At 57.3% G+C, this 20421-nt stretch carries 14 protein-coding genes and 2 pseudogenes; 14 read left to right on the top strand and 2 right to left on the bottom strand.

The features are described 5' to 3' along the window. Positions 1 to 28 precede the first annotated feature (28 nt). Positions 29 to 439, top strand: a complete 411-nt coding sequence (locus AM571_RS21890) for an SGNH/GDSL hydrolase family protein (RefSeq protein WP_335727730.1) — start codon at positions 29 to 31, stop codon at positions 437 to 439. A 762-nt stretch (positions 440 to 1201) separates the two neighbouring features. Beyond that, positions 1202 to 1591, top strand: coding sequence for a hypothetical protein (locus AM571_RS21895; protein ID WP_155774513.1), 390 nt, complete (start codon positions 1202 to 1204; stop codon positions 1589 to 1591). A 616-nt stretch (positions 1592 to 2207) separates the two neighbouring features. On the opposite strand, the gene AM571_RS21900 is transcribed toward AM571_RS21895, so the two are convergent. Then, a complete protein-coding gene (locus AM571_RS21900; protein ID WP_074063591.1) occupies positions 2208 to 3968 on the bottom strand; it encodes an FAD-dependent oxidoreductase in 1761 nt (586 codons plus the stop codon). Positions 3969 to 4862: 894 nt separating this feature from the next. On the opposite strand from AM571_RS21900, the pseudogene AM571_RS21905 reads away from it, so the two are divergent. Further along, positions 4863 to 6779: pseudogene (locus AM571_RS21905) on the top strand (acetate--CoA ligase). Positions 6780 to 6862: 83 nt separating this feature from the next. Here the strand turns inward: AM571_RS21905 and AM571_RS36455 are convergent. Continuing rightward, positions 6863 to 7021, bottom strand: a pseudogene (locus tag AM571_RS36455) (ISAs1 family transposase); the annotation flags it as partial. 323 nt (positions 7022 to 7344) lie between these two features. Here AM571_RS36455 and AM571_RS21915 point away from each other — a divergent pair. The 11 genes from AM571_RS21915 (at position 7345) to acs (ending at position 20348) form a co-directional block, all read left to right on the top strand. Beyond that, on the top strand, positions 7345 to 8496 hold the full coding sequence (locus AM571_RS21915; protein ID WP_074063592.1) for a transporter substrate-binding domain-containing protein: 1152 nt from the start codon (positions 7345 to 7347) through the stop codon (positions 8494 to 8496). Next, the gene (locus tag AM571_RS21920) at positions 8456 to 9178 is read left to right on the top strand and encodes an ANTAR domain-containing response regulator (protein WP_155774514.1); all 723 of its coding nucleotides are present in this window, start codon (positions 8456 to 8458) and stop codon (positions 9176 to 9178) included. Before AM571_RS21915 ends, AM571_RS21920 begins: the two co-directional genes overlap by 41 nt. Before the next feature lie 222 nt (positions 9179 to 9400). Beyond that, on the top strand, positions 9401 to 10648 hold the full coding sequence (locus AM571_RS21925; RefSeq protein ID WP_074063593.1) for a transporter substrate-binding domain-containing protein: 1248 nt from the start codon (positions 9401 to 9403) through the stop codon (positions 10646 to 10648). Positions 10649 to 10711: 63 nt separating this feature from the next. After that, positions 10712 to 11581: an urea ABC transporter permease subunit UrtB gene (gene urtB, locus AM571_RS21930; RefSeq protein WP_074063594.1), complete on the top strand. Its 870-nt coding sequence runs from the start codon at positions 10712 to 10714 to the stop codon at positions 11579 to 11581. Positions 11582 to 11610: 29 nt separating this feature from the next. Further along, entirely contained in the window at positions 11611 to 12729 is a 1119-nt protein-coding gene (gene urtC, locus AM571_RS21935) for an urea ABC transporter permease subunit UrtC (protein ID WP_074063595.1), read from the top strand. After that, a complete protein-coding gene (gene urtD / locus AM571_RS21940) occupies positions 12726 to 13481 on the top strand; it encodes an urea ABC transporter ATP-binding protein UrtD (protein ID WP_074063596.1) in 756 nt (251 codons plus the stop codon). The genes urtC and urtD overlap by 4 nt, the downstream gene beginning before the upstream one ends. Then, the gene (gene urtE / locus AM571_RS21945) at positions 13474 to 14169 is read left to right on the top strand and encodes an urea ABC transporter ATP-binding subunit UrtE (RefSeq protein ID WP_074063597.1); all 696 of its coding nucleotides are present in this window, start codon (positions 13474 to 13476) and stop codon (positions 14167 to 14169) included. The genes urtD and urtE overlap by 8 nt, the downstream gene beginning before the upstream one ends. A 25-nt stretch (positions 14170 to 14194) precedes the next feature. Then, a complete protein-coding gene (locus AM571_RS21950) occupies positions 14195 to 15232 on the top strand; it encodes an aliphatic amidase (protein ID WP_074063598.1) in 1038 nt (345 codons plus the stop codon). A 74-nt stretch (positions 15233 to 15306) separates the two neighbouring features. Continuing rightward, a complete protein-coding gene (locus AM571_RS21955; RefSeq protein WP_074063704.1) occupies positions 15307 to 16146 on the top strand; it encodes a CbbQ/NirQ/NorQ/GpvN family protein in 840 nt (279 codons plus the stop codon). Continuing rightward, a complete protein-coding gene (locus AM571_RS21960; protein ID WP_074063599.1) occupies positions 16146 to 18356 on the top strand; it encodes a nitric oxide reductase activation protein NorD in 2211 nt (736 codons plus the stop codon). Before AM571_RS21955 ends, AM571_RS21960 begins: the two co-directional genes overlap by 1 nt. Positions 18357 to 18398: 42 nt before the next feature. Next, positions 18399 to 20348 (top strand): acetate--CoA ligase, encoded by a 1950-nt coding sequence (gene acs / locus AM571_RS21965; RefSeq protein WP_074063600.1) that lies wholly within the window; start codon positions 18399 to 18401, stop codon positions 20346 to 20348. Positions 20349 to 20421 lie beyond the last annotated feature (73 nt).

A 20421-nucleotide genomic window follows, 5' to 3' on the forward strand; every position in this document is an offset into this window, starting at 1 on the left:
GCTCGGCTCCGGGGTCAGCCATCTCATCATCCTGATCGGCATCAACGATATAGTCTGGCCCAACACGGTGCTTGCCGGCGGAAACGAGGCCGTCGGCGCCGGCGAGATGATCGCCGCCTACCAGCAGCTGATTGCGCGCGCGCGGCTTTCGGGGCTGAAAACGATGCTCTGCACGCTCCTGCCCTTCGAGGGCACGAACCCGGAATTCCCGAAGGGCGGCTATTACACGAGTGCCAAGGAGCGCATCCGCCAACAGGTCAACCATTATATCCGCAACGACGCCGATGCCGACGCCACCATGGATTTCGACGCCTTGATGCGCGATCCCGCCCGACCGACACGGCTGAAACCAGACTACGACTGCGGCGACCATATCCACCCGAACGACGCCGGCTACCGCGCCATGGCGGAGGCGATCGACCTGTCGTTCCTGGATTAACCGGCTTGCCGGTTACGAGGGCGAAACCATCGCTATCGTAATCGGTCTTGAGCATTTCGCTGGGAGCATTTCGCTGGCAGGATATATACCGATGTAAACATCTCCTAACCCTAACCCTAACCCTAACCCTAACCCTATGTTCATTTTACTGATGGAGGATCAGGAGCTTGGTTCACGAAGTGGAAACGGTTGGTGTCAGGAGACGTGAAGCTCTCGCGCAGGACTTAGTGAAGAACAAAAGTGGGGAACTTGGCATGCAACCATCACAGCTCGTATATGCACGCAGTTCCAGCAGGACCGGATCGGCATTCTGGAGCTGACACGTCCCATGGCAAAAAATGCCGCATGACCTGATGCCAAGATAATCTGCAACGTGGCGTTTTCTGATAGGTGCGTTGATCGGGTGCAACTACCACAAGTGCAGATGACACGTATGTCGGCTTGGCACATCAGCTGCATCTGCCTGAAGATGCCGTCTCATCCGGAATTGCCTCTTAGCGATCCAAGAATATCTACCTGACGCTCCTAAGACTTTCGAACACCTTCAAGCACCATCCATCTTCACTTTTAACATCCTGACATCATAGCCAACCTACCATTTCAATCAAATTCGCAACTTTACACGCTCACACCCCACTGCCCGTCATGCAAAGATACGCTGACGCCGAAAACGACTGGTCCGAGAGCCAAGATGAATGTGACTACTGCCTCGCACATGGCCAGAAGGCATGCTATGTCCATGATTTCGACCACGTTACCGACATGGAACCGGAGTTCGGAGCCTTCTCCACTCATTCTCCATCCTCGGCGTCTACGCTTCCTCCACGAAAGCGGGGCGAGAGCGGGATCAAGCCACCGGTCATCGACTTGACGGCCCAAGATACCAACGACAACGAGCAAGGCGCTCAGAAGAAGCTCGTGGATGCATTGAAGGTCATAGGGCGAGAGCAGGACCGGAAGCCAATTGCTTTCGAAATCACCCTTGATAATCTCACGACGCAGCAGAAGAAGATCATGGAGAAGATGAAAGTTGATATGGATTATTCGGGCACACAAAAGATACGGTGTGACTTGAGTGTGATTAGAAGATGTACCGATCTGGGGATCAAGGTGACTGTTCACTCCTGCTCGGGGGGGATGGTTTCTCAATAAGATTTATAAGCTGTTGCGTGTCCAAATTAGTCGATCAGAGGAGAGTTTCGAATTGATTAATTACAATTTTGAAAATTTTACATGAAATGAGGAAATTGCATGAAATGCGCTGGCGAAGCAAAGGACAGCCACTTATGCGAGATATGCAGAATAAAGGCGGCCAGTCTATTTGATTAGCTCTTAAGCAAAGCCCATCTCCCTGACGTCAGATCACTGACCCCGTTCGGGAGCTCTTCTACAGTAACATACCCCGAAATAGAACTGGTTTTTTTGTTTCGGAAATTGTTGTGTGCATGCTTCTCGGTTGCACTCAAGAAAATGGGCGACAGAAAATGTGTTGACTGAGCAAAAATACTCAGCCGGCCGGAGCCGATTTTTTATTTTCTAGTTTTTTGCTAATTTCTTGATTTTAAAGCGTCTGGATCGGTCTGAACCAAGTCAATTTAATGTGGGGCTGGTTTCAGCCAAGGCGCTAGAGCCACACTAGTTAGGTACAAGAGTGCGCCACACGCTTCCCGATAAGCGAGAAGCCACAGGGCGTTTCGAAGAAAACCACTATCTCTCACTCCTTCCATTCCGTCGCGAGGCGCGGGCATGGGACATGTCCGAAAGCCGCTTAGTTCATGTTCATCAGCTCCATGGGGAACTTGATGGGCGGACCCATGAACGCGATCGGGGCCAAGTTGGGGTGGTTGACCTTGCCGCCGGTGAAGCGCAGGGAGCGCTCAATGGCCATCTTCGCATTCTGCACGCCGCGCAAAATCCAGGCATCCGCACCCGAGGCGGCTGAACCGATCAAGCCGACGCCGTATTCCTCGTGCTCAAGGTTGCGCTGGATCAGGTAGGCGGCATATTCCTCTCCGGCCTGGGGGAAGGTCCATCCACCTCCGAAGTACTTCTTGTCCTGCCAAACGGCGGAGTACACCTTGCTGTCGGACACCAGGAGCGTGTGGAAGCCGGTATAGTCGTTGCCGAGAGGGTCCTTGAAGTCGCGAAGCAGGCTGGCCATCATCCTGATGAGGTTCTTGCGCACGACCTCGTCACCACCCATCGAAGCCAGACGCTCGGCATCGGTATTCCAGGCGTAGAAGTGCACCTTGATCTTCTGGGAGCCGTCAGGCTGCTCCTCGATCATGATGTAGCAGGGGCAAAGCGGGCTCTTGCCCTGGATGTTGCGCGCAAGCCCCTTGCCAACCCAGTTCTGAGCCCTGTCTGCCGGGATCGTCCACTCGTACTTGCTGGTAGGCGTCGTGCTGACCTTGGTGAGCGCCTCAGCGACCTTGGGGTGAATGAGCGTCTGTCCGGGGGCGGCCAGACCCATGTCGACCATGGCGGGCAAAGTGGGCGTGGCGAAAACATAGTGCGCCTCGAAGACCTTCTCGCCTTCGCTGGTGCCAGCGCGAACACGGTAGCGGCGACGACCGTCCTTGGCAGCGATCTCCTCGATCTTGGTCACGGTGTGACCGCAGTGAACCTGGACGCCGCGCTCCTGCAACTTGGCACTGCGATCCCGGATATAGGCACCCACATCGCCGAGCAGCGGCTTGCCATCCTTCAGAACCGAGAAGTAGCCCTGGTTCACGGTGGAGCCGTTGGTGTTCCACTTCTGATCCTCGAAAGCGCTGATGTTGTCGTGGAAGACGGTGTGGTCGCCAGTGGGGTAGAGCTTGCTAAGGATATTACACTCGTCCTTGGTCAAGCGAATGCCACCGGGCGGGGTGTTGTTTTCGTGGAACACCTTGACGAACCATTGGTGAATGGTGAGGCCGGCCTGTTGATAGGCCCACAGCTGCTGATGGGCCTGGAGAGCCAGAGGATTGTCGTTCTCACGGAACAGAGTGCGAAGTTCAGCCGGAGCCACGAGGGTGGTGCCATTGACAGTGAGGGGACCCTGGTCGTAGGCGGCAAAGGCGGCGCGAGGCTTCTTGATGATGTCGGGGATGATGTCCTTCTCGACGTCCATGTAGTGGAGCTGGCCGTCAATGTAGAGAAGGGTGGGGACCGCGTCCGTGTTCATGAACGGGGTCGAGGTCAGGGTGTAGCCGTCCCGGGCGACGAGGTCCTGGAGTTCCTTCATGCCTTTGCCGAAGCGCATGGCGGCGAGATGGGTGGGCATGCCATTGTCGTGGGTCTGGGAAGCGAGGCGACCGCCGACCTCGGAGGAGGCCTCAAGGATGGTGACATTGCCACCGCAGTTGAGAGCCTTCTCACCAGTAGTCACGCCAGTGAAGCCGGCACCGATGATGAGGACCTGGGTGTCGAAGGGATAGGCTCCATGAGCGCCGTCAGGACCACCGCAGGCTTCAGTCCATTTGTCGGTGCGCATAAGAGGGAAGTCGGCGCTGGCCTGAGAGTACTGATCATCGGCGGTAGCCATGGTGAAGGTTGAAAAAGTGCTTGGGGGAAACTGAGTTTCAAAAAGTGTGTTTGGGAAGTGAGGTGATGTTGCGAAGTGCGAGTGTGATGAGGATGAGAAAGAGAAAGAGAAAGAAAGGAAAAGAAGTGGGCGACAGCGCTCCTTTTATAGACGATGGGCTGGGAGTTTCGGGCTCTTGCAATGTCCGAAGTCCGAGCTGAAAGGGGCAGTGCAAGGCAGGCATCGGGACGATCACGATAATTCTGACACATGCCAAGCAGGCCGTGTCCTCCTTTACGAAATGGTGTACTCAGCCCCTCCAGGCAGCAGCATTTCGGTGAACCCAATTGGTCATGGACCCACACACCTGTTGGGATCAGCCCCGGTCCTTCGCGAAATGAAACCGCACTATTGGCTTGGCGACGTCATGCAGAACGTGCACTGCCCCCTCCTGCGGTGGATGTCCGTTCATGGGGGTGAGCCATCGCCCACCCCCCTTTCTCTTCATTTCCTTCCAGGAAATTTTGCTCTTTCCAACCTTCCCCATTTTTCATGATAGCGGCTTGGCATCCATCCTTTCCCTTTTGGGATTAGAGCGGATTTGCCGAGCCGCTAACCTCTTTAGCAGGATATATATGTATGTAGGCAGCGTATGTTTGTGCATAAATGTGTTTGTCCGCAGAGAGGTGGAACCCTAACCGCGTCGCTATTGGCGTCCAAAAACTGCTGGCACGTGAACCGCCGCCACGTGCGTGAATTCAGATGTTTGTTTGTTTGTATGTACGTGCGAAAGCGTTCCAACAGACGTAGTGTTGAGACGAGCACTGGGCCTTGGCGGGCAATTGCTGTGGGGCACCTCACTGAGCGAAACCGATAACAAACGAGTGCCGCTTCCGGAGCGGCGAGGAGGCCTCCATGTCCGCAAAGACCTATCCAGTCCTGAAATCCGCAAAAAACCGAGCGCTGATCGACAGCGAAACCTACCAGAACTGGTGTCGCGAAAGCGTCGAGAACCCGGAGCGTTTCTGGGGCAAGCACGGCAAGCGGATTGACTGGTTCAAGCCCTATACGAAGGTCAAGAACACATCCTTTACCGGTAAGGTCTCGATCAAGTGGTTCGAAGACGGCCAGACGAACGTCTCCTACAACTGTATCGACCGTCATCTGAAGACGCACGCAATCAGGTCGCCATCATCTTCGAAGGCGACAATCCCTATATCGTAAGTGGTGGTGTTTTCCTCGCACATTGACCAAGCTCGATTGGCCATTCCAAAAAATGCCGCTACGACATTGATGGCAAGAATGCGCCGATATTGTTGATTTAGTCGCGGATTCAACGTGTCTGCCGCATGGCGAACGTCTTGAAGAAGCATGGGGTCAAGAAGGGCGACCGTGTCACCATCTATATGCCGATGATCCCCGAAGCGGCCTATGCCATGCTCGCCTGTGCCCGCATCGGCGCCGTGCATTCTGTCGTCTTCGGCGGCTTCTCGCCGGAAGCGCTTGCCGGCCGTATCGTCGACTGTGGTTCGACGTTCATCATCACCAGCGACGAGGGCGTGCGCGGCGGCAAGCAGGTCCCGCTAAAGGATAACGCCGATACCGCAATCCACATCGCGGCCCGCCAACAGGTGACGGTCAGCAAGGTCCTCGTCGTGCGCCGAACCGGCGGCAAGACCGGCTGGGCGCCGGGTCGCGACCTCTGGTATCACCAGGAAGCGGCAACCGTGAAAGCCGAGTGCCCGCAGGTGAAGATGAAAGCGGAAGATCCGCTCTTCATTCTCTATACTTCAGGCTCGACCGGCAAGCCGAAGGGCGTGCTGCACACGACGGGCGGATATCTCGTCTACGCCTCGATGACGCATGAATATGTCTTCGACTACCATGACGGCGACGTCTACTGGTGCACCGCCGATGTCGGCTGGGTCACTGGCCATTCCTACATCGTCTACGGGCCGCTCGTGAACCGCGCGATCACGCTGATGTTCGAGGGCGTGCCGACTTCCCAGATGCCGGCCGCTTCTGGGAGGTGGTCGACAAGCACAAGGTCAACATTTTCTACACCGCCCCCACCGCCTTCCGTGCCCTGATGGGCGCCGGCGACGATCGCTCGCCGATCGTCGATACCTGGTGGCAGACGGAAACCGGCGGCATCCTGATCACGCCGCTACCGGGTGCAACGGATCTGAAGCCGGGTCTGCAACGCGACCGTTCTTCGGCATCAAGCCGGAGCTGGTCGATAATGAGGGGAAGGTGCTGGAGGGTGCGGCCGACGGTAATCTCTGCATCGCCGATAGCTGGCCGGGCCAGATGCGCACGGTCTATGGCGATCAGGCGCTTCGTCGAAACCATTTTTCGACCTACAAGGGCAAGTATTTCACCGGTGACGGCTGCCGACGCGACGAGGACGGCTATTACTGGATTACTGGCCGCGTCGACGACGTACTCAACATTTCCGGCCATCGCCTCGGCACCGCCGAAATCGAATCGGCGCTCGTATCGCACCATCTGGTGTCCGAAGCCGCCGTTGTCGGCTATCCGCACAGCCTCAAGGGCCAGGGCATCTATTGCTATGTCTCGCTGATGGCGGCTGAAGAGGGCAACGATGTGCTGCGCCAGGATCTCGTCAAGCATGTGCGCAAGGAAATCGGCCGATCGCAACGCCGGACAAGATCCAGTTTTCACCGGGCCTGCTCCGGCAAGATCGTGCGCCGCATCCTGCGCAAGATCGCCGAGGACGACTTCGGATCACTCGGCGACACGCCGATGCTCGCCGATCCGGCCGCTGTTGATGACCTGATCGCCAACCGACAGAACAAGGCAGGCGGCTGAGTGAGCTGCTCTATAGCGTCCTCCTTGGGCGCCCGCAGATCGCCTCGTCGCGCCACACTGGCATGCTCATCACCCTATTCGACGATCTCGTCGAAATCGTCACACGCGCGGATCGTGCCGCAAACCACAAGCAGAAGCACTTCCGGCAAAGGATGGGCCACCCGCAATGGCTCCCGCTCATCCTCCACCAGACCAAAATGGTCCAGCAAAACCCGCAGCCGCAGGCGATCTGATTCAATCACGTCGGCCTCCAGATCATCGACACTCTCAAATCAGACTCGTACGCTTTCCAAAATCTCCATTAACCCGAGTTCAGGGCCGTGAGCACTGCGCTCGCGCTATTGACGAAGAATGTCTTCATCTCTAGGTTCGGGTGATACCTTGCGGCAATGGCGCCGCCATGCAAATTCGAAGGCGAAGAAGCCTCCCTGCTCCATCTTCAGATAGATGGCGAGGGGGGCTTTTTGATTTTCTACCAGTTTCTGAGGTGGTTTCACTACACATCGGATGAAAAATAGACAGCGCAAAGCTGCATTGGGGAATTAGCTAAACCGGGATTAATTGGATGACGAAATCCTCTCTAACATCAGAGCCTTGGCGAGTTGGCGTGCTGTTCTCTCGGACAGGCTTTATGTCAGTGATCGAAGAAACCCAGCTTCGCGGTACGCTCGTTGCAATAGACGAAATTAATGAGCGTGGAGGAATTAATGGCCGCCCGATTGAGCCTATCATCTACGATCCTGGGTCAGATACCCGCACCTATGGGCACCTAGCTAAGCGCCTGATGGTAGAGGATGGCGTCAGCACCATCTTCGGCTGTTACACATCGTCAAGTCGCAAGGCGGTTTTGCCTGTTGTTGAAAGGTTAAATGGCCTTCTCTGGTATCCAACGTTGTACGAAGGGTTCGAGTTTTCGCCCAATGTAATTTATTCCGGTGCAACTCCGAATCAGAACAGCTCGCAACTCTGCAGCTTTCTAATGAAACTCTACGGGAAACGCTTCTTTTTTATCGGTTCCGATTATATCTATCCGCGCTCATCAAATCGAATTATGCGGGAGATGGTGGCTAAAAGGGGTGGGAGCGTTGTAGGCGAGCGATATGTTCGTTTGGGGGCATCGCGACTTGAGTTCGCGCCAGTCATGCAGGAAATCAAACGACTTAAACCCGACGTAATCTTCTCCACGGTAGTCGGTGACGGCACTATATATCTTTATCAAGCTTATGCCGATATGGGGCTGGATCCCAAAGTTATGCCGATCGCGAGCCTCACAACCTGCGAGGCCGAAATCTCTGCGATGGGCCACGATGTAGGTGAAGGGCATCTGACAGCGGCCCCGTACTTTCAGGGAATTGGCAATGCTTCGAACGAGGCATTCGTTGTGCGATATCAAAAGAGGTATGGCACTCACGCGCCAACAAATATGTGTCTTGAGGCATCGTACTTTCAGGTCAATGTTTTTGCTCAAACTTTGGAGCAGGCGAATTCCTTGGAAACACCTATGCTGCGGTCCATGGTTATGGGCTCAGATTTTGATGCGCCACAAGGTAATGTTTCTATAAACGCCTTTTGGGGACATGCCGATCTTTGGTCGCGTATTGGGCGCGCTAACAGAAACGGCCAGTTTGACATCCTTCTCGAATCAAAATCGACCGTGAAGGCGGACCCCTTTTTGATTGGCCACGGGCGATCTGCCGGGCAAGCGTCACAAGCTTAAAGTGTTGTTAAAGACAGGGTTACACAAGATGACAAACGTGGAAGTGCTGAAGGAACGGCGTACACGGCCTCAACAACCTGCAACTCGGACTGGAGCAACTAATTCGCGCAGCCACGATAGAGTAGCCGCAGATCTTCAAATCGCGTTGATTGTAGAATTAGACGCCGATGGCGCATTTCTTATGCGGGAGTTGCAACGACTTCGCTATACGGTGCGACACTTCTGGCCTGTACCAGCGCAAATACCGGAAAATTTTGATGTCGTGTACTGTACACTTGTAGAAGATCTTCCACGTCGCATTCCATGGCTTCCCGGAGAGCCCGCCACAGCGCTTGTACTTGTTGATAAGGGTAGAGACGCCCTCAACCTCAAACTCATACACAATTGTGCTGCTCATGGCCTTATCCACTTTCCGGCCACGGCGCGCTCCACGATCAGCAGTCTCACAATGGCGCGTGAGCATTTTCTCTACGAACAGCGCTTGCGAGGGAGAATAGAGAAACTGGATGAAAGTCTCAGAACAGTCCGCACGGTCGAGCGCGCAAAGTCGATAGTGATGCAGGTAAAGCGTGTAAGCGAAGAGGAGGCTTTCAATCATCTCAGAAACCAAGCGATGGAGCGACGCGTCACAATTGGGGCAGTTGCGAATGCGATCATTGACTCACATGAACTTCTGGGCTAACGTGGCGGTGCTTATCGTGGCAACGACGCCGCGTACATAAGGGTAGTGTAACCTCACAATTTCCGCCGACGCGGGATGTGGGGTTTTTTGTCGTCTTTTACTCAGTGACGACTTTGAGCGCGGCAAAGAAGCCGCGAAAACATGAAGGCAACAGGGCCTCGGAACGGACTGCCATAGGCAGCTCGCTCCGAGGCCTTTTCATTTCCGGAGAGGGATAAAAAAATGAAGAGCAATAGGCGTCAATTTCTAACAGGCGGCGTCGCACTCAGCGCGTTCGCAGCAACTGGCTTTCCTCATATCTGGAGTAAGAACTCCGGATTGGCGCGAGCAGCGGACGGCGAGATCAAGGTCGGCGTACTCTTCTCGCTTACAGGTACGACGGCTATCATCGAGGAGTCGCTAAACAAGGCGACAATCATGGCCATTGACGAGATCAATGCCGCAGGCGGCATCAATGGCCTGAAGATCGTGCCGGTGATCGAAGACCCGGCTTCTGATCCGGCGACCTTCGCTGAAAAGGCGCGCAAGCTGGTGCTCAGCGACAAGTGCGTTTCGGTTTTCGGCTCCTACACTTCTGCAAGCCGTAAGGCAGTGCTGCCCGTGTTCGAGAAGCAAAAGCACCTGTTTTGGTATCCGACCCTTTATGAGGGCCGGGAGTGCTCGAAAAACGTCATCTACACCGGCGCGGTGCCGAACCAGCAGCAGGACGAATTCATTCCCTGGCTGGTCGAAAAATTCGGCAAGCGCTGGTACCTTATCGGCTCAAACTACATCTACCCGAAGGAAGAGAACAACTACTGCAAAAAGCTCCTTGCCGAACTTGGCGCGGAAGTGGTTGCGGAAGAATATGTGCCGCTCGGCCATTCCGAGTTCTCCTCGATCATCAACAAGCTGAAGGCCGAAAAGCCGGATGTCATCTTCTCAACGGTAGTCGGAGACTCCGTGGTCGCGCTGCATCGGCAGTATCATGCCGCGGGTCTTGATCCCGAAACAATGCCAATGGCCAGCCTGACGACATCCGAAAATGAAGTCGCCGCCATGGGCGGGGCCGCCGCAGCGGGCCACTTTACCTCCGCACCCTATTTCATGGTCTGGGATTCGCCGGAAAACCAAAAGTTCGTCGAAGCCTACAAATCGCGTTGGGGTGGCGATAAGGTCACGCACTTCGTGTCCGAATCCGCTTACTTCCAGGTCCATCTGTTCAAGCAGGCTGTGGCGAAACTCGCCGCCAGCGACATCAACCCGGAGACGATCCGCGAGGCAGTGAAAGGCGAGCAAGTCCAGGCACCGCAGGGTCTCGTCAAAGTCGAGCCGGAAAACCTGCATTGCTGGCTGACGCCGAAAATAGGTCAGTGCCAGGCTGACGGCCAGTTCAAGATCCTCAGGCAGTCGGCTGCCTCGCTCGAACCCGATCCCTACAAGGCATATCCCCACCAGAAGTGCACGGCCGAAGGCCTCAAGACGATCTAATTCCCCAAGGACCGCTCGGCGAGAGGTCAGAGCTCTCGCCTCTTTTTTCTAAGAGGTTTTCCTATGGATCTTATCGTCTCACAGCTCCTAACCGGTCTCAGCATCTCTTCGATCTTGATGCTTGTGGCGCTAGGGCTTGCCATCATTTACGGCGTAACCGGGGTCATCAATCTCGCTCACGGCGAATTCGTCATGCTTGGAGCCTATTGCGCCTGGCTGCTGCAGACACAGTTGGGACTGGGGTTGATCGTCAGTCTAATACCGATCTTCATCATCCTGTGCCTGTTCGGCTGGATCATCGAGGCCGTCGTCATTCGCCATCTCTATGACCGCCCGCTCGATACGATCCTTGCGACATGGGGGATCGGCGTGATGGCGCAACAGGTCGTTCGGCTGCTGGCGGGTGGCGAGCTGCGCTACGTCGAAATGCCCGTATCGCTTTCTAGCAGCGTCAACATCCTTGGCGCGACCGAATCGGCCTACCGCCTTTTCGTACTTTTCATCGCGCTCGGGCTCTTCGTCGCCACTTGGTATATCTATCGCAAGACGACATTCGGTCTGAAGCTTAGGGCGATCACGCAGAACCGCGCCATAGCCTCGAGTTTCGGTGTCAATTCCAGCCGCGTCTATCGTATGACCTTCGCATATGGCGCAGGAGTCGCCGGCCTGGCGGGAGCACTGGTCTCCCCGCTCAAGAGCGTTTCACCGGAGATGGGAACGACCTACGTCGTCGATGCTTTCATGGTTGTCGTGCTCGGTGGCGTGCAAAGCCTGTTCGGCACGATGGCGAGCTCAGCCATTCTTGGTGAACTCTCGGGCTTGCTGGCATTTTTCAGCAACGACACGGTCGCCAAGGCCGTGGTTCTGATCGCCATCGTCATTCTCATCCGCTTCCGTCCGCAAGGCCTGTTCGTCGCGCGTATGCGTTCGTGACGGCCAGTCAGACTAGAGGGAATAAACCTTTGCTCGGCAAAATATCAACACAGATCATAATTTACGCCATCGTCTGTTTGGCACTCCTGATCGTGCCCGTCTTTCTGGACGATGCCTTTCTTCTCAACAAGTTCTCGCGTTATCTCGTCTTCGCAATCCTGGCGATTTCGCTCAGCCTGTCTTGGGGATATGCGGGTATCCTGAATCTCGGCCAGGCGGCGACCTTCGGTATCGGGTCCTACTGCATGGCCATGGGGCTGAAACTGCGAACCATCCCCGTTCACACGGGGTCGGACGGCCTACCGGATTTCATGGTCTGGAACAACGTGACCGAACTGCCTTTCGTCTGGCAGCCGTTCCACTCGATGACGTTTTCTTTGCTCGCCGGAATATTCCTGCCGGCCATCTTCGCCGGCTTCCTCGGCTGGTTCATGTTCGGCGGACGCATCACCGGAGTGTATGCAGCGATCATCACGCTCGCCGCGATGGTCGTGCTCAATCTGCTGATCATCGACCAGCAGGCCTATACCGGGGGCTTCAACGGCATCACCGATCTCGCCCAGTTCGACATCGCCGGCATCACCTTCGATGCCTACTCGGCTTCAACCTATTATCTGGTGGCCATCTGTCTGGCAGCGACTCTTTTCGCAGCCTTGGCTATCACTAGGTCGAAAACGGGTCTCATCCTTCAGGCCATTCGGGATCAGGAGGATCGGGTGCGGTTCTTCGGCTACGACGTTGCCCGCTACAAGACCTTCGTTTTCATGGTGTCGGCAGCAATCGCTGGGCTTGCCGGAATGCTCTACACGGTCGTGATGGAGTTCGCGTCGCCCACTTTCCTTAGCGTTCCGCTTAGCCTTTCGGTGGTGATCTGGGTCGCCGTCGGCGGGCGTCAAAGCCTACTCGGGGCTGTTCTGGGCGCCTTGCTGGTCACAGGGGTGCAAGGCACGCTCTCGGAGTCGGAAGCCTTCCTTGATACGTGGACACTGATCATGGGCGGGCTGTTCGTCGTTATCGTTCTAGTCATGCCGAAAGGGCTTGCCGGCGCCTCAGAAATGCTCGCAACGCGCTTCTTTGCGAAGGAGGCCAGCTCCCGGTCCATCACATCCCAACAAGAGATAAAGGCGTCTCTGGAGCGTGCGTCATGAGCGTCAACCAACTTGAAATGACCCAAGTCTGTGTTTCTTTCAGCGGCTTCAAGGCGGTATCCGATCTGGATTTCACGGTTCGGCAGGGTGAGTTACGCTGCTTGATCGGGCCGAACGGCGCGGGCAAGACAACCACACTCGATCTTATCTGCGGCAAGACCAAAAGCACCTCCGGCGACATCGTTTTCAACGGGGAGCCAATCCAGCGCCGGAAGGAATATCAGATTGCACGAGCCGGGATCGGCCGAAAGTTCCAGGTACCAAGTGTGTTCCGCGAGCTGTCGGTGCGCGAAAATCTTGCAATCGGAAGCTCTCGAAAACCTGGAGTGCTCGCCAATCTTTTCCACTTCGGCACCGGGCATGACATGGAGCGGTGCGAGGAACTGGCGGAACTCGTCAGCCTGCAGAATGCGCTCGATACGCCTGCCGCACATTTATCGCACGGTCAGACCCAGTGGCTGGAGATCGCGCTGGTGCTTGCGCAAGACCCCGCTCTGGTTCTGATGGACGAGCCGACGGCGGGCATGACGGCTCAGGAAACCCACAAGACGGCAGACCTCTTCATTCGTCTGAAGGGCCGGCACACGCTCATCGTGGTCGAGCACGACATGGGCTTCGTGCGTGACATCGCGGAGACCATCTCCGTCATGCATCAAGGCCGGTTGCTGGCTGAAGGATCCATCGAACAGATCTCGCAGGATTCGGACGTACGAGAGGCTTATCTCGGCTCGGGAGGAATTGGCCATGCTTGAACTCAAGAATGTCGATGGTTTCTACGGCCGCAGCCGCGCGTTGCAATCCGTGTCGCTGTCGGTCGGCAATGGAGAGTTCCTAAGTATTCTCGGGCGCAACGGAGTGGGCAAGACAACACTACTGCGAACCGTTCTCGGGCTCATGAGCCGTACGACGGGATCCATCCGGCTCGACGGTGTGGAACTGAATACGCTGCCGACCTATGAGCGTGCTCTCGCGGGGCTCGGCTACGTGCCCCAGGGACGCGGAATTCTCCCGGCTTTCACGGTGCGTGAAAACCTTCTGCTCGGCACGTTCGCCACCCAGGGGAACAATGGCCGCATCGCAGAATGGGTGCTCGAACTGTTCCCGATCCTAAAAGAATTCCTGAACCGGAAAGGCGGCAACCTTTCTGGCGGCCAGCAACAGCAGCTCGCCATAGCCCGAGCCTTGTTGTCGGAGCCGAAAATCCTGCTTCTGGACGAGCCCACGGAAGGCATTCAGCCAAATGTCGTGGAGCAGATCGAAGACGTGCTAATCGACCTGAACCGTAAGCAGCAGCTAACTATCGTGCTCGTCGAGCAAAACCTGAGGTTCGCCCGTCGTGCATCGGGCCGCTTCGCAATACTCAATCGCGGCAGCGTCGCTCTAACCGATGATATCGGCAAGCTGACCGACGACGTCATCCACCACCATCTCGTTGTCTAAACGAACTGTAAACAGGAGGAATATCATGCATCACGGCGATATCACCAGCAGCAAGGACACCGTCGGCGTCGCAGTCGTCAATTACAAAATGCCGCGTCTGCATACGCGCGACGAAGTGCTTGCCAATGCGCGCAACATCGCCTCGATGGTCGAGGGTATGAAGATTGGTCTGCCGGGAATGGATCTGGTCATTTTCCCAGAATACTCGACGCACGGGATCATGTATGATTCCAAGGAAATGTACGAAACGGCCTCCCAAATTCCGGGCGAGGAGACGGCAATCTTCGCGGATGCCTGCCGGAAGGCCAATGTGTGGGGCGTCTTTTCGCTCACCGGCGAACGCCACGAGGACCATCCCAACAAGGCGCCCTACAACACGTTGATCTTGATGAACAATCAGGGCGAGATCGTCCAGAAATATCGCAAAATCATGCCCTGGGTGCCGATCGAGGGCTGGTATCCAGGTGATTGCACCTACGTATCCGAAGGACCGAAGGGCCTCAAAGTCAGTCTCATTATCTGCGATGACGGCAATTATCCCGAAATATGGCGCGATTGCGCCATGCGGGGCGCCGAACTGATCGTCCGCTGCCAGGGTTACATGTACCCCGCCAAGGAACAGCAGGTGCAGATCTCAAAATCGATGGCTTGGGCGAACAATTGCTACGTGGCGGTTGCCAATGCTGCCGGCTTTGACGGCGTCTATTCCTACTTCGGCCATTCTGCGATCATCGGCTTCGACGGCCGCACGCTTGGGGAATGCGGCACGGAGGAAAACGGCATCCAATATGCCCAGCTTTCCGTATCGGCGATCAGAGACGCGCGCCGCAACGGCCAGTCGCAGAACCATCTCTTCAAGCTTCTGCATCGCGGCTATACCGGAATGATCAACTCCGGCGATGGCGATCGCGGACAAGCGGCGTGCCCGTACAACTTCTATGCGCAGTGGGTGAACGATCCAGAAGGAACGCGCGAGATGGTCGAAGCGCTGACGCGTCCGATGGTCGGCACCGAGGAATGCCCGATCGACGGTATTCCGAACGCAGCGACGGTCCATCGCTGATCCATGGCACACATGCCGTACGTCGACCCGCGGCGCGTCGCGGGTCGAGATCGCTCGACCATGGACAACAGATGATGCAGCCCGATACTTCCAAGCCGAAATCCCCGCCCTCCGCTGATCCAGTCGCAGATTTCATGATCACCGAAGAGCCCTACTACCGCTCTTCCGGACAAGAGATCGCGCTGTTCGAGGCCGCCTACGCAGTCGGTATCCCGATTATGCTGAAGGGGCCTACCGGTTGCGGCAAGACAAGGTTCGTGGAGCACATGGCATCACGCCTCGGCCGGCCGCTGATCACCGTCTCGTGCCACGAGGATATGACGGCCTCAGATCTCGTCGGCAGATATCTGCTCGATGCCGACGGCACCCAGTGGCACGACGGCCCGCTGACCCTTGCCGTTAGGCTCGGTGCGATCTGTTATCTCGATGAAATCGTCGAGGCGCGGCAGGATACTACGGTCGTCATTCATTCGCTGACGGATGACCGGCGCATTCTTCCATTGGAGAAGAAGAACGAGGTGCTGAAAGCGCACCCCGATTTCCGGGTCGTTATTTCCTATAACCCGGGCTATCAGAGTGTTCTCAAGGACCTCAAGGAATCCACCAAGCAGCGCTTCGCGGCGATCGGTTTTTCGTATCCCGAAGCGTCGATAGAAGCCGAGATCGTCGCGACCGAAGCACGCGTCGACCGACGTGTCGCGGACACGCTGGTGCGGATCGGCCAGCGTTCCAGAAATCTTCGTGGCCACGGTCTCGACGAGGGCGCGTCCACCCGCATGCTGGTTCATGCGGCAATGCTGGTGAGCAGGGGCATCAGCATCGAGGACGCCTGCCAGATGGCCATCGTGCTGCCGATCACCGACGATACCGACGTGCGCGCTGCGCTGACCGCAGCGATTTCGGCTTGCATCTAATGGTGAACGCACCTGAGATCATGCTTCCATCCGATTGGGATGAGCGGTGGAAAGCGGCCCACCGGCGTATCGATCAAGCGGGATATGGCGAAACCGTGGCGGCCGCCTATCGTCGGATCGGCCCTGATCTCGCGCGTGCCGCGGGCAGCGAAGTGGTATTGAAGCTTGGGCGCACGGTCTCCGACGTGGCAATCCGCTGCGACAGGCGCACGGCCGCGCTCCTCCCCGACGTGGCGCTGGCCGCAGAACTGAAACTGAGCGGCGGCGCAGCACTGATAGAGTGGCTGGCGACGATCGAGGCCGTGGCAAGGTCCGCGCCGAAATCTGTTGCGGGACTGCTCGATAAGAGTAGCTGTCTGCTGGCCGTTCTTGATATCGAGGGCTTCCGTTCATTCGTCCGCATGGGCATTGCCATCGCCCGACGTAATCCAGAACGGCAGATCGCTTTTTTTAGTCTTGAGGACGCGGAGGCCCAGCAGTATTTGCAGCGCGGATCTGGCGTGGAAGTGTTCCACACCATCCAGCTACAAATGAAGCATTACCTGGCGGCGATCTGGGGTATCCGGCCGCCGGTTCGGGAGGTGCCTCCCGACGCGCCCGAACCGATGCGCCGGCGATGCGGCTTCGGAGGCGGCGGCATACGCGTGCCGCCCGCTTTCTCGGGTTCCAGCGCCGGGGAAAGCAATCGCCTCTACCAAGCAGCCCTCGCGCATATCGGTGCCCATCATCGATTTACCCGTCGGCAGTTTCCCGTGGGCTCGTTGAAGCCGCTACAGGTTGCGGTGATTTCACTCGTCGAGGATGCCCGTGTCGAACGTCTGGCCATGCGCGAGATGCCCGGATTGGGTCGGCTCTGGCTGCCGTTCCATGTCGCGAAGCCCGAAGACCCTCCGGTAGCCCTGGCATTGCTCGGCCGGCTTTCACGGGCGCTGATCTATCCGGATTATCAAGATCCGCACGGCTGGGTGACGAAAGGGAAAAAACTATTCGAGGATGCAGCCGAGAGCGATCTCACCGACCAGACGTTAAGCCGTCGGATCGGCGGTTTGCTCGGCAATGATCTTGGTCAGATGCGGGTACAGTTCGATTCCAGATCCTATGTCGTCCAGCCGGCCTATCGCGACGACAACTTGGGAATTTGGGACCTAAGCGAACAGCCGCCAGAAGAGCAGCTCGTCCTTGAGGAAATGGTAGAAGGGGTGGGCGTCAAGCAACAAAAGCGAGACGACGGCAAGCCCGATGAACAAAACAGCGAACCCGATCCGGACCAGCGTGTCAGCCATGTTGCGTTGACCGCGTCCGACGATACGGAGACGACGACCGCGCGCTATTCCGAATACGATTATGTAACGGGAAGAGAGAGGCCGCAATGGTGCACCGTTCGAGAATATCCGGCTCCTTATGGCAGAACTGAGCCGATCCGCCGGTTTGAAGAGGTGCGTTGTGAACTTTCCGAGCGCCTTTCGACGCTGTTCCGCTCGTCGAAGATCAGTCGGGCCGAGAAGATTCGCCGACAGGCCGAGGGGGAGTTCCTGGATATCGATGCCTGCATCGAGGCCGCAATCTCGCGGCGTATCGGCGATGTCGGCAAATTTCGAGTTCATGGGCGGTACGAACGTCGCGGCCGCGATCTTTCCGTCCTCATTCTCCTCGATATCTCGCAGTCTACGGCCGACCCTGTGCGCGGTCAAGCCGGGACGGTGCTTGACGTTCAACGCCTGTCCGCCGCCCTTCTGGCCAAGGCGCTTTCCGTCGTCGGCGATCCTTTCGCCGTCGCAGCATTCTGTTCGGACACGCGCGACGACATTCGATACTTTCGGATCAAGGATTTCGAGCGCTCCTATGACGAACTCGCGAGATCGCGCTTGGCGGGCCTCGAAAGCAAGTTGTCGACGCGTCTCGGCGCCGCAATACGTCATGCCGGCGAGGATCTTCGCAAGCGGAAAAGCTATCGCCGGCTGTTACTGGTGATAACGGATGGAGAGCCCTCGGACGTAGATATGGATGATGACCGCTATCTTGTCGAAGACGCGCGGGTTGCCGTCCAGCATCTCAATCGCCATGGCATCGATACGTTCTGTGTAGCGCTGGACGGTGCAGCCCGATCTTGCGCGGACCGTGTCTTCGGGAAGCGCGGCACGGCGACGATGTCAAGCGTTGATCATCTACCAATCCAGCTTCCTAAGATTTTCTATAAACTAACTAGGTGACCTTTGGTCGAATTCATAAAGGTAATAACAAGAATGTCTCCCATGTCCGTTAAGACCCGCCCGGTGCTCAAGCCCTCGAAGCGACGAGCCCTCATCAACAACGCCACCTACCAGAAATGGTACAAGGAGAGCGTCGAGAACCCGGATGCCTTCTGGGCCGAGCACGGCAAGCGGATCGATTGGTCAAAGCCCTTCACCAAGGTAAAGAACACATCCTTCGAAGGCAATGTCCCGATCAGATGGTTCGAGGATGGCGAGACCAATGTCTCCTATAATTGCATCGACCGGCACCTTGCGGAGCATGGCGACCAGGTGGCAATCATCTGGGAAGGCGACGATCCGTCTCTCAGCAAGAAGATCACCTATCGCGAGGTGCACGAGCAGGTCTGCCGCCTCGCCAATGTGTTGAAGGCGCGCGACGTCAAGAAGGGCGATCGCGTCACCATCTACATGCCGATGGTGCCTGAAGCCGCCTATGCGATGCTGGCCTGTGCCCGCATCGGCGCCATTCATTCGATTGTGTTTGGCGGCTTCTCGCCCGACGCGCTTGGCGGCCGCATCGTCGATTGCGAATCGACATTCGTGATCACCTGCGACGAGGGCCTGCGCGGCGGAAAGCCAGTTCCGCTCAAGGACAATGTCGATAAGGCGATCGATATCGCCGCGCGTGGCTTGGTCATGGTCAAGGACGTGCTGGTCGTGCGCCGCACCGGCAACCCGACCGGATGGGCACAGGGACGCGATGCCTGGTACCATGAGGAATGCGCCAAGGTGAGCGCCGAATGCGCGCCCGAGCCGATGAATGCGGAGGATCCGCTCTTCATTCTCTACACGTCGGGTTCAACCGGCAAGCCGAAGGGTGTGCTGCACACGACCGGCGGCTACCTCGTCTATGCCTCGATGACGCATAAATACGTCTTCGACTATCACGAGGGAGATATCTATTGGTGCACGGCCGATGTGGGCTGGGTGACCGGCCACAGCTATATCGTCTATGGGCCGCTCGCCAATCGCGCCACGACGCTGATGTTCGAAGGCGTGCCGAACTATCCCGACCAGGGCCGGTTCTGGGACGTGATCGACAAGCACCAGGTCAACATTTTCTACACCGCGCCGACGGCGATTCGCGCCCTGATGGGTGCCGGCGACGATTTCGTCAAGCGCTCGTCACGATCCTCGCTCCGGCTCCTCGGCTCCGTGGGCGAGCCGATCAATCCGGAGGCCTGGGAGTGGTATTATCACGTGGTCGGCGAGGACCGCTGCCCGATCGTCGATACCTGGTGGCAGACCGAGACCGGCGGTATCATGATCACGCCGCTGCCGGGCGCGACGGACCTCAAGGCCGGCTCGGCGACGCGGCCGTTCTTCGGCGTCAAGCCGGAACTCGTCGATGGCGAGGGCAACGTGCTCGAAGGCGCCACGGACGGCAATCTCTGCATCACCGATTCATGGCCAGGCCAGATGCGCACGGTCTATGGCGACCACGAGCGCTTCGTCCAGACTTATTTCGCCACCTACAAGGGCAAGTATTTCACCGGTGACGGCTGCCGCCGCGATTCCGATGGCTATTACTGGATCACCGGCCGCGTCGATGACGTGCTCAACGTCTCCGGTCACCGGCTCGGCACCGCCGAGGTCGAATCGGCGCTGGTGTCGCACGCCGATGTCTCGGAGGCGGCCGTTGTCGGCTATCCGCACGACATCAAGGGCCAGGGCATCTATTGCTATGTGACGCTGATGCGTGGCGTCGAGGGCTCCGACGCGTTGCGCAAGGCGCTTGTATCGCATGTCCGCACCGAGATCGGTCCGATCGCCTCGCCCGACAAGATCCAGTTCGCGCCGGGCCTGCCCAAGACGCGCTCCGGCAAGATCATGCGCCGCATCCTGCGCAAGATCGCCGAGGACGATTTCGGCGCGCTGGGCGATACGTCGACCTTGGCCGATCCGGCCGTAGTCGACGATCTCATCGCCAATCGGCAATACAAGAAATAATAGGCGTATGCGGGGCGAGCGCATCTTGGCCAGTTCCACCGACACTTCGATGCTGGCGTCCGGTACCAAACCG

This window comes from Rhizobium etli 8C-3 (assembly GCF_001908375.1).
Taxonomy (GTDB): Bacteria; Pseudomonadota; Alphaproteobacteria; order Rhizobiales; family Rhizobiaceae; genus Rhizobium; species Rhizobium etli_B.